8 protein-coding genes are annotated in these 10,722 nt (G+C 70.9%); all 8 read left to right on the forward strand.

The window, feature by feature from the left end:
• Positions 1–21: 21 nt before the first annotated feature.
• The 8 genes from HUX53_RS20390 to HUX53_RS20425 all read left to right on the forward strand — a co-directional run bounded on the left by HUX53_RS20390 (position 22) and on the right by HUX53_RS20425 (position 10,650).
• Positions 22–2,058 (forward strand): MFS transporter, encoded by a 2,037-nt coding sequence (locus HUX53_RS20390; RefSeq protein ID WP_176404812.1) that lies wholly within the window; start codon positions 22–24, stop codon positions 2,056–2,058.
• A 110-nt stretch (positions 2,059–2,168) separates the two neighbouring features.
• Positions 2,169–3,314 (forward strand): acetyl-CoA C-acetyltransferase, encoded by a 1,146-nt coding sequence (locus HUX53_RS20395; protein ID WP_176404813.1) that lies wholly within the window; start codon positions 2,169–2,171, stop codon positions 3,312–3,314.
• A gap of 69 nt (positions 3,315–3,383) precedes the next feature.
• Positions 3,384–4,178 carry an enoyl-CoA hydratase/isomerase family protein gene (locus HUX53_RS20400; protein ID WP_176404814.1) on the forward strand — a complete coding sequence of 265 codons (795 nt, stop codon included), beginning with the start codon at positions 3,384–3,386 and terminating at the stop codon, positions 4,176–4,178.
• 167 nt (positions 4,179–4,345) lie between these two features.
• Positions 4,346–5,134, forward strand: a complete 789-nt coding sequence (locus tag HUX53_RS20405) for an SDR family NAD(P)-dependent oxidoreductase (protein WP_176404815.1) — start codon at positions 4,346–4,348, stop codon at positions 5,132–5,134.
• Positions 5,135–5,214: 80 nt separating this feature from the next.
• Positions 5,215–6,630 (forward strand): hypothetical protein, encoded by a 1,416-nt coding sequence (locus HUX53_RS20410; protein WP_176404816.1) that lies wholly within the window; start codon positions 5,215–5,217, stop codon positions 6,628–6,630.
• Positions 6,631–6,653: 23 nt separating this feature from the next.
• Positions 6,654–7,517 (forward strand): glutamate ABC transporter substrate-binding protein, encoded by an 864-nt coding sequence (locus HUX53_RS20415; protein WP_176404817.1) that lies wholly within the window; start codon positions 6,654–6,656, stop codon positions 7,515–7,517.
• Positions 7,518–7,522: 5 nt separating this feature from the next.
• Positions 7,523–9,658, forward strand: a complete 2,136-nt coding sequence (locus HUX53_RS20420; RefSeq protein ID WP_176404818.1) for a hypothetical protein — start codon at positions 7,523–7,525, stop codon at positions 9,656–9,658.
• A 95-nt stretch (positions 9,659–9,753) separates the two neighbouring features.
• A complete protein-coding gene (locus HUX53_RS20425; protein ID WP_255205446.1) occupies positions 9,754–10,650 on the forward strand; it encodes an ABC transporter substrate-binding protein in 897 nt (298 codons plus the stop codon).
• Positions 10,651–10,722 lie beyond the last annotated feature (72 nt).

Here is a 10,722-nt window from a genome sequence, read left to right on the forward strand (position 1 = left end):
GCCCCTGGGTAGGTCACCCGCATGACGACGGTCGAGGGCGCGGCGCGGGACGAGCGGGCCATGCCGAAGGGCCGCGATCTCTACGTCATCCTCGGCGCGCTCATGCTCGCCATGCTGCTCGCCGCGCTCGACCAGACGATCGTGTCCACGGCGCTGCCCACGATCGTCAGCGACCTCGGCGGGCTGAACCACCTGTCGTGGGTCGTGACGGCGTACCTGCTCGCCGCGACGTCCTCGACGCCGCTGTGGGGCAAGCTGGGCGACCAGTACGGGCGCAAGCGGCTGTTCCAGGCGTCGATCGTCATCTTCCTGATCGGGTCGGCGCTGTGCGGCCTGTCGCAGGACATGTTCGAGCTGATCGTGTTCCGCGCCCTGCAGGGGCTCGGCGGCGGCGGGCTGATGGTCCTCGTCGTCGCGATCGTCGGGGACGTGGTGCCGCCCCGCGAGCGCGGCCGCTACCAGGGGCTGTTCGGCGCGGTCTTCGGCGTGTCCAGCGTGTGCGGGCCGCTGCTCGGCGGCTGGTTCGTCGACAACCTGTCGTGGCGCTGGGTCTTCTACATCAACCTGCCGATCGGCGTGCTCGCGCTGTTCGTGATCGCCGCCGTCCTGCCGAAGACGGGCGAGCGCGAGCGGCACCGCATCGACTACCTCGGGACGCTGCTGATCGTCGGCTGGGCCGTCGGGCTCGTGCTGATGACGACCTGGGGCGGGACGCGCTACGACTGGACCTCCGGGCCCATCCTCGGCCTGCTGGCCGGCTCGATCGTCCTGATCGTCCTGTGGGTGCTGGTCGAGCGGCGCGCCGCCGAGCCGATCATGCCGCCGAAGCTGCTGGTGAACCGGGTGTTCGCGCTGGGCGCGGCGATCAGCTTCGCGGTCGGCTTCGCGATGTTCGGCGCGCTGACGTTCCTGCCGATCTTCCTGCAGATCGTGCACGGGGTGTCGCCGACGCTGTCCGGCGTGTACCTGCTGCCGATGATGCTCGGCATGCTGGCCAGCTCGATCGGGTCCGGGCAGCTGATCACCCACTTCGGCCGCTACAAGATCTACCCGGTGATCGGCACGCCGCTGATCGCGATCGCGATGTGGCTGTGCTCGCGGCTGGACGAGAACTCGTCCACGCTGTCGATGAGCCTGCGGTTCGCGCTGCTGGGGTTCGGGCTGGGCCTCGTCATGCAGGTGCTCGTCATCGCCGTCCAGAACGCGGTGTCCTACGAGGACCTCGGGTCGGCCACGTCGGGGGTCACGTTCTTCCGGCAGATCGGCGGATCGTTCGGTGTCGCGGTGTTCGGGTCCATCTTCAGCAACCAGCTCGCCTCGAACATCGGACGCTTGGCGCCGGTGCTGCCTCCTGGGTTCGACCCGTCGGCCGTCCAGGGGAACCCTCAGTTGCTCGACAGATTTCCTGCCGAGGTCAAGCAGAGGGTGTTGCACGCCTATGCGCAGTCGATCGACTCGGTGTTCCTGTGGGCCGTGCCAGTAGCGGCAATCGCGTTCGTGCTGACGTGGTTCTTGCGTGAGCTCCCGTTGCGGGCGACGTCCCAGACGCGCGACTACGGCGAGGGCTTCGGGGCGGCGCCGACCGTCCGTTCGTCCAGGCACGAGATAGAGCGCGCCTTGAGCGAACTCATGCGCAGGGACCCGAAGGCGGCCGAACTCTACGACCGGCTGGCCGTCCTCTGCGGAGTGGAGTTGCCGGCGGGCAGCGTGTGGGCGCTGTGCCGGATCGCCAAGGACGGCACGGTCGCCCGGCAGGACCTCGCCGACCGCGCCGGCGTCACGATCGAGGAGGGACGCCCATACGTCGACCAGCTGGTCGAGGCCGGGTACGTCCAGCGGCGGGACGGGACACTCGCCATAACCGCATCCGGCCGTCTCGTGGCCGACAGCCTTTTCGCCGCCCGCCGCGAGGGCCTGGCCCGACACGTGGAGGGCTGGGAGCCTGAGGAGCATCCCGAGCTGGCGGACGTCCTGACCAGGCTGGCCGAGGCGTCCCTCGGCGACGACGAGGACGGCGACCTCCTCCGGCCGGAGCCCGCGGGCGCGCGCAAGGCCTAGCCGGAGACTCAGCTCACATGGCGTTGCGCCATGATGGATGTAATCTCATACTGACTAACCGAATCTCACTCGGTTTCGGGACGGAACCAACCCCACCATTTGGAGGCGCAGTGGCCGAGGCGTACATCGTCGGCGCGGTCCGTACCCCCGTCGGTACCAAGAAGGGCGCCCTGAAGGACGTCCACCCGGCCGACCTCGGGGCCCACGTGCTCAAGGAGCTCGTGAACCGCACCGGCGTCGACCCTTCCGCGGTCGAAGACAACATCATGGGCTGCGTCATGCAGGTCGGCCCGCAGTCCCTCGACATCGCGCGCACCGCGTGGCTGTCGGCGGGCCTGCCGGACACCGTGCCCGGCGTGACCATCGACCGGCAGTGCGGGTCGTCCCAGCAGGCGATCCACTTCGCCGCGCAGGGCGTCCTGTCCGGCACCCAGGACCTGGTCGTCGCGTCCGGCGTCGAGCAGATGGCGATCGTCCCGATGGGCTCGTCCGTCGCGATGGCGCTGGAGAAGGGCATGCCCTTCCCCTACGGCGAGGGCTGGGCCGAGCGGTACGGCATGCAGGAGATCTCCCAGTTCCGCGGCGCCGAGCTGATGGCCGAGAAGTGGGGCTTCACCCGCGAGGACCTGGAGCGGTTCGCGCTGGAGAGCCACCAGCGCGCCGCCAAGGCCATCGAGGCCGGCCACTTCGACCGGGAGATCGCGCCGATCGCCGGCCTGTCCAAGGACGAGGGCGCCCGCGCGGACACGACCATGGAGAAGATGGCGGGCCTGAAGACCCTCCGCGAGGACGGCGTCATCACCGCCGCCGTGGCCTCGCAGATCTCCGTCGGCTCGTCCGCGCTGCTCATCGCGTCCGAGGAGGCCGTCAAGCGGCACAACCTGACCCCGCGCGCCCGCATCCACACGCTCGCGGTGTGCGGCTCCGACCCGGTCTACATGCTGACCGGCCCGATCCCGGCGACGGAGAAGGCGCTGGCCAAGTCCGGCCTGAAGATCGACGACATCGACGTCTTCGAGGTCAACGAGGCGTTCGCCCCGGTCCCGATGGCGTGGGCGGCCGACACCGGCGCCTCGCTGGAGAAGACCAACCCGAACGGCGGCGCCATCGCGCTCGGCCACCCGCTCGGCGCGACCGGCGGCGTCCTCATGACCAAGCTCCTGCACGAGCTGGAGCGCACCGGCGGCCGCTACGGCCTGCAGACGATGTGCGAGGGCGGCGGCCAGGCCAACGCCACCATCATCGAGCGTCTCTGACGACCCGCGTAGTCTGCCCCTGGAGCCGCCGTTCCAGGGGCAGACGCCGTTCCGACCGGGAAGAGGGGCATGTACGAGACGATCATCTACGCGGTGGACGAGCGGATCGCCCGCATCACGCTGAACCGCCCCGACGCCCGCAACTCGCTCAGCGACCAGATGATCGATGAGCTGCTGGACGCGTTCTCCCGTGCGAAATCCGACCCCGAAGTCCGGGTGATCGTCCTGACCGGCGCGGGCGACCGGGCCTTCTGCGCGGGCGCCGACCTGGGCGGCCTGGGCCGGGCCCAGGCGGACGGCCGCCCGCTGGCCGACGCCGCCGCCGTCCGCGAGAGCGCCCCGTTCCGCCTCTTCACGGCCTTCCCCCGCCTGGGCAAGCCGATCATCGCCCGCCTGGCCGGCCACGCCGTAGCCGGCGGCCTCGGCCTCGCCGCCGCCTGCGACCTGGTGATCGCCGCCGACGACGTGAAACTGGCGACCCCCGAGGTCAACGTAGGCCTCTGGCCCATGATGATCATGGCGATCATCAACCGGAACGTCGCCCCGAAGCACGCCTTCAAGCTCTACTACACGGGCGCCCGCATCACCGCCGCCGAGGCCCGCGACATAGGCCTGGTGACCGAGGCGGTCCCCCGCGCCGACCTGGACACCCGTGTGGACGAACTGGCCCGCACCATCGCGTCCAAGAGCCCCCTGGGCCTGAGCCGAGGCCGCAACGCCTTCTTCGCCATCGAAGGCCGCCCTCTAGAAGACCAGGTCGCCCACCTACTGACCGAACTGGTAGCCCTAACCACCACAGAAGACGCCAAGGAAGGCATAACAGCCTTCCTGGAAAACCGTCCCCCCAACTTCCAGGGCCGCTGACTCCCTCACCCAGGACTCCCTCTGCCCGGAGGCCAGGCGACTAGGCGAGTAGGCGTCAACTCCAGTGAGGCCTTGGCGTCCGGTGCTGCTGCGTTCGAGCCGCTGCCCTGAGTGTCCTGCGCTGCAAGCCCCCTGGATTGTCGGAGGGGGTGCCTAGCGTGTGGGGCATGCAGCTTGGGCTTTCGGGACGGAGGGCGCTGGTCACGGCGAGCAGCGGTGGGATCGGGGCGGCAGTGGCCGGGAGGCTGGCCGCCGAGGGGTGTTCGGTGCTGGTGCACGGGCGTGACGAGGCGCGCGCTACGGCGGTCGCGGACGGGGTGCGGGCCGCCGGCGGGGAGGCCGAGGTGGTGCTCGGCGACCTCACCGACGGTGCGGCTGCCGCTGAGGTGGCCGAGCGGGCGCGGAGCGTGGACGTGCTGGTCAACAACGCCGGGCCGTTCGCCGAGCACGACTGGGAGACCGCGGAGCCGTCGGACTGGCTGGACGCGATGAACAGCAATGTCCTCTCGGCGGTTCGGCTGATCCGTGTTCTCGCACCGCCGATGCGCGAGCGCGGCTGGGGGCGGATCATCAACGTGGGGAGCCGCGCGGCGACCACGCCGCTGCCGAACATGGTCGACTACTCGGCCGCGAAGGCGGCCGTGGTGAACATGACCACCGGGCTCGCCCGCCACCTCGCCGGATCGGGCGTCACGGCCAATACGGTCAGCCCCGGCGTGATCGTCACTGCGGGCATGCGGCGCTTGTTCGAGGAGCGGGCGGTGGCGCAGGGGCGTCCGGCCCCGTGGGGCGAACTGGAGCAGCGGCTACTGGCCGAGTACGCGCCCAATGCCAGCGGTCGCCTCGGCACCGAGGACGACATCGCCGCTGCGGTCGCCTTCCTCGCCAGCCCCCTGGCCGGGTACATCAACGGCATCGATCTGCGCGTGGACGGCGGTGTCACCGGTGTTCCGTGAGGCGATCTTGCCTGAGTCGGGGGATACCCCCGAGACTGGACGCCGGTCCCGGAGCCCCCCGCGAAGGAGAAGAACCGAGCGTGCCCTCCAAGCTCTTTGGTCTGCGCACCGTCGCGGGACGAGTCCGGGCCCTGGCCGCCTTGGCGCTGCTGGCGCTCGCCGCGCTGCTCACCGTGACGGCCGTGGGCGTCGGGGACGCGCGCGAGGGGCTGCGGGCGCTGGGGCATCAGGAGGGCCCCATGGTGGTGGCCACCAGCGACATGTATCTCGCGCTCAGCGACATGGACGCGCAGGTCACCAATGTGCTGCTGACCGGCGGCGAGGACGGCTGGCTGTGCGACCCGGAACAGGGGTGCGAGCGCAGCAGCGAGCGGTACGCCTACGACATCCGCCGCGAGGACGCCCAGCGGGCCGCGTTGCAGGCCGCGCTGCTGGCGAAGGACGACCCGGAGCGGCTGCAGACCGTACAGTCGGTGCTGGACGGCCTGCACGCCTACGACCAGCACGTCCAGGCGGCGATGGAGGCCGGGCGGCGGCGGGACCAGCCGATGGCGGCGCTGCCGGCGGACGGCGTCCGGCGGTACCGGGCGGCGACCGACCTGATGACGCGGAACCTGCTGCCGAAGGCGTACAACCTGACGCTGGACGGTGCGGGGGACGTCGACGACGCCTACCGGGACGAGCATGTGGCCGTCCGCGCGGGCTGGTTCCGGGTCCTCGGCGCCGGCATTGCGCTGCTGGCCGCGGTGGGAGCCCTCCAGGTGTACCTGGCCAGGCGGTTCCGGCGGCTGCTGAGCCTGCCGCTGGCCGCCGCACTCGCGGGCGCGCTGGTGCTGACGGTCGCGGGGGCGTCGCTGCTGGCCACCGAAGCTGACCACATGCGGGCCGCCAAGACCGCCGGCTTCGACCCGGTTCTCACCCTGACTCGCGCGCGGGCGATCGGCAAGGGCCTCGATACCGACCGGGCCCGGCAGCTCCTGGATCCCGCGCAGGCCGACCGCTATGACCAGATGTATCTGGAGAAGTCCCAGACGATCCTCTACATCGAAGGCGCGACCAGCCTGGCCGCCTACTACCGCGAGCTGGACCAGCGCGTCGCCCGCGCGACCCGGGACGGCGGCACCGCCGACTTCGGCGGCTTCTACGGCACCCGGGCGCGCCTCGCCGCCGCAGACGCAGGCGAACTGCTGACCGGCTACCGCCGCTACCAGGACCATGACAGGGCCGTCCGGCAACTGGCCGAGAGCGGCAACCGGGTCGCCGCCATCAGGGGCCATCTCGACCCGCGCTGGGCGCCGCTGCCCCACCCCGCCTTCCGGGCGCACGACCAGGAACTGGACGCCCGGATCAGCCACCACGACTTCCTTCGCGCCCGCAGCGTGACCGACGGCGACCGGACACTGGACCCGTGGACGTGGCTGCCGCCCGCCGCGGCCCTGGCCATCGCCGCCCTCATCGTGGCCGGGGTCTGGCCGCGCCTGCGCGAGTACCGCTGAGACACCGAGAGACGGGAGCCGCCGTGCACGCCGCCCGCAGCACGCTCACCCTCGCCGCCACGGCCGCCCTGGCCGGGCTGGCCGTGCTGATCCTGGTGGTGACCGTGGTGACGGCGCCGCTGGTGGACGGCGCCGACGCACCACCGTCCAGCACCGACCGCGACACCCTGGTCATCGGGGTCAAGGACGACCAGCCGGGCCTGTCCCAGCGAACCCGGGACGGCTCCTTCGAGGGCTTTGACGTTGACGTCGCCACCTACGTCGCGGGACGGCTCGGCGTCGCGCCGAAGGACCTGACCTTCCGTCCGGTGTCATCGGACGAACGCGAGGACGCACTGCGCCAAGGCAAGGTCGACATGGTGGTCGCGACGTACTCCATCACCCCTGAGCGCAAGGACGACGTCACCTTCGCCGGGCCGTACTACGTCGCGCACCAGGACATCCTCGTCCGGCAAGGGGAGCGGACGATCCGGAACGTGCGCGATCTGCGCGGCAAGCGGCTCTGCCAGGTCTCCGGATCCAACTCATGGCGTCGCGTGACCGAGGAGCGCAAGGTTCCCGCCACGCTCGTCCCGGCGGGCTCGTACGGCGAGTGCGTCAAGGCGCTGGCCGGGGGACGCCTGGACGCCGTGTCCACCGACGACCTGATCCTCGCCGGGTTCGCCGCCACCGCCGACTCCGGCGTCACCGTCGTCAACGCGCCCTTCTCGGACGAGCGGTACGGCATCGGCCTCCCCAAGGGCGACCTGGACGGCTGCCGCGCCGTCAACCGGATCCTGACCGGCATGTACCAGAACGGCGCCGCCGAAACCCTCCTCGACCAGTGGTTCACCACGTCCGGCCTCGACATCACCATCACCGTCCCCCAGTTCGAAGGCTGCGCCTGAGAGCCATGACCGACCCCGACCCGCGGTTCGGCGAGCTGAGCGAGGCCGAGCGCAGCCTCGTCGAAGCCGCCGGGTCCGGCGCCTGGACCGACGTCCGGGCGGACGCCGACCGCCAGGTGCGGGCCGGCCTGCTGGCCGAGTTGCTGACGGGCGGACGGGGCTGGCCGAGGGCGGTGAAGCTGCGCGGCGCGCGCATCCTCGGCGTGCTCGATCTGGAGGCGGCCGAGCTGGCCTGCCCGCTGCTGCTGGCCGACTGCCACTTCGACGAGCCGATCGTCCTAAGCGAAGCGACCGCCCCGTCCGTGCGCCTGCCCGGCTGCCACGTCCCCGCCTTGATGGCCGCCCAGCTGCGAACCACCGGAAACCTGGAGCTGAACCAGGGCTTCACGGCTGAGCGGATTCACCTCACGGGCGCCGACATCGGCGGAACCGTCGATCTCAGTGACGCCGCATTGCCGGGTCTAGTCGCTGATGGCCTCACCGTCGCCCAAGACCTGAACTGCCGAAACCTCACCGCTCAAGGCGAAACCCGCCTGCCAGGCGCTCGCGTGGGCGGCGCCCTCACCTTTGACGGCGCAACCCTCACCAACCCGGGTGGACGAGCCCTCACCGCCGACGGGTTCACCGTCGAGCAGTCGATGTTCTGCCGTGACGGATTCACCGTCCACGGAGAGACGCACCTCCGCGGGGCCGCCATCAACGGCACCCTGGACCTGGACGGCGCCCACCTGGACGCACCCGGCGCCGACGCGTTCGCCGCCGCCCGCCTCACGATCGGCCACGACGCCTTCTGCCGCGACCTGTCGGTCAACGGCCAGGTACGGCTCCCCGGCGCACGCATCGGCGGCCGACTCGACCTGACCCGAGCGCACCTGACCAATCCCGGCGGCCCCGCCCTCACCGCCGATCGCCTGGCCGTCGACGACGGCGTCCTGGCCGAGGGCCTGACGTCCGAGGGCGAGATCCGGCTGCCCGGCGCGCACATCGGCGGGACGCTGGTCCTGGCCGGCGCCCGCCTGACCAATCCGGGCGGACGGGCGCTGAACGGCGACGGCCTCACCATCGACCAGGACTTGCATGCCAGCGGTTTCCGTGCCGAGGGCGAGGTTCAGCTCGTCCGCGCCCGGATCGGCGGTGCACTGAACCTGGACGACGCCGTACTGACGCATCCTGACGGCCAAGCGTTGTCCGCTGACGCGCTCACCGTCGAGCAGTCCGCGTACTGCCGCCGCTCGTCCGCCGAAGGGGAGGTCCGCCTCATCGGAGCCGGGATCGGCGGAGTGGCCGACTTCAGCGGTGCCCGGCTCGCCAACCCAGGACGGTGCGCGCTGTACGCGGTGCGCCTCACCGTCGACGGTGACCTGATGTGCCGCAGAGGATTCACCGCCGAAGGCGGACTCCAGCTGTCGGGCGCCCGCGTTGGCGGGCACATCGACCTGACCGATGCCGTCCTCACCAGGCCCCGTCACCAGGCTCTCGACCTGACGGCGGCGACCGCGCAGGCGCTGGTCCTGCTTCTTCGACAGGCCCCAAAAGGACTCATCAACCTCACCGGCACCCAGGTCGGAGCCTACGAGGACGACCCTCGAACATGGCCCGCCACGCTCCTGCTGCGGGGCTTCACCTACGACACCGTGGCCGGCGAGGCCGACCTCCGGGCCCGACTCCGCTGGACGTCCCGCCACCGCGGCGGCTACACGCCGCAGATCTACGACCAGCTCGCCGCCGCCTACCGGCGCACCGGACATGAGGAGGCCGCCAGGAAGGTGGCCATCGCCAAGCAGTGGCACCGCCGCAAGGTGCTGAGCCCGCCCGGCAAGCTGGTCGACTGGCTGCTGTACCTGACCGTCGGCTACGGCTACCGGACCTGGCTCGCCGCCCTCTGGCTGGCCGCGCTGCTGTCCCTGGGCACCCAGCTGTTCGACTCCGACCAGATGACGAGAGCCGGGACGACCGCACCGCACTTCAACGCCCTCGGCTACACCCTGGACGTCCTGCTACCCCTGGGCGACCTGGGCCAACAGAAAGCCTGGCAAGCCAATGGCGCGGCCCTCTACTGGACGTGGGCGTTCATAGCGTCCGGCTGGATCCTGAGCACCGCCGTAGTAGCCGGTCTAACCGGCCTTCTCAAACGCAATTGAAGCACCGGGGCCGGTCCCGGCGAGGCCGCCGCACCCATCGGCAGGTAGCTTTCGGGGCCCACTTCGAGCGAAAGTGGACGGGAGACGTCAACGCCATGAAGACTCTACCATCGCCACAGGGGGCGGAGCGGCCTGACGGGTCGTCCGTCCGGATCGGTGCTCTTGCTCCGCTGACCCGGCCTGGCTGGGTCGAGGCGGGCCGACACTTGCTCGCCGGGCTCGAACTGGCCGCTCGCGAAGTCAATGACGCCGGCGGGATCGCCGGAAGACCACTCGAACTGGTGGTCCGAGACACCGCGGCCGACCCGCAAAAGGCTGCGGCGGCCGTAGCGGAGTTGGCTCGCCTCGGCGTGGCCGCCTTGGCGGGTGAGTACCACAGCGTCGTCGCCCGCGCAGCCGCCACCAGGGCCGACGCCCTCGGCCTGCCGTTCCTCTGCTCCTCAGCGGTTCTCGACACGCTCACCGAACAACCCACGGAATGGGTCGCGCGCCTCGCGCCGGCGCAGTCCCGCGGCTGGCGGGTCTACGCGGACTTCCTCCTCAACACAGGCCACAGCCGAATCGCCGTAGCAGCCGAGCCAAGCGCCTACTGGACGTCCGGGACCCGCATCCTGCGCGACCACCTCGCCCCACGCGGCGGCACGGTCACCGAACTCGACATGCGCACGCTCACCCCCACCGCCATATGCGACGAACTCGCCGGCACCCGCGCGACGGCCCTCCTACTCCTGGTGGGCCATCCGGACCCGGCAGTGCCGATCGTCAGGACCGTCCGCCGCGACCGGCGCCTCACCGAGATCATGATCGGTGCCCCGGCCGGGCAACCCGAGTTCGTCGAATGGGCGACGCTGCTGGACGCCGACGGCGCAGGAATCCCGTTCCTGCGCTACCTACCTGAGCGCCTCAGCCCACCCGGCGCACGAGTCGAGACGGCCCTTGTCGGCGTACGGGTTCATGTGCAGACCCAGGTACAGGTAAATGTGCAGAGGTGATCAGCGTGTCGGCCGAGGTGCCGGTGGGGTGGCCGTGAAGCCTGCCGGGTGACATTGATCATCCTGGTGGGG

It is taken from the genome of Actinomadura sp. BRA 177 (assembly GCF_013372625.1).
Taxonomy (GTDB): Bacteria; Actinomycetota; Actinomycetes; order Streptosporangiales; family Streptosporangiaceae; genus Spirillospora.

What these genes read in the sequence shown, in the direction of transcription:
- HUX53_RS20400 (WP_176404814.1), top strand. Translation starts at nt 3,384, where the DNA reads ATGTACGAGACGATCATCTACGCGGTGGACGAGCGGATCGCCCGCATC.
- HUX53_RS20405 (WP_176404815.1), top strand. Translation starts at nt 4,346, where the DNA reads ATGCAGCTTGGGCTTTCGGGACGGAGGGCGCTGGTCACGGCGAGCAGC.
- HUX53_RS20425 (WP_255205446.1), top strand. Translation starts at nt 9,754, where the DNA reads ATGAAGACTCTACCATCGCCACAGGGGGCGGAGCGGCCTGACGGGTCG.
- HUX53_RS20420 (WP_176404818.1), top strand. Translation starts at nt 7,523, where the DNA reads ATGACCGACCCCGACCCGCGGTTCGGCGAGCTGAGCGAGGCCGAGCGC.
- HUX53_RS20390 (WP_176404812.1), top strand. Translation starts at nt 22, where the DNA reads ATGACGACGGTCGAGGGCGCGGCGCGGGACGAGCGGGCCATGCCGAAG.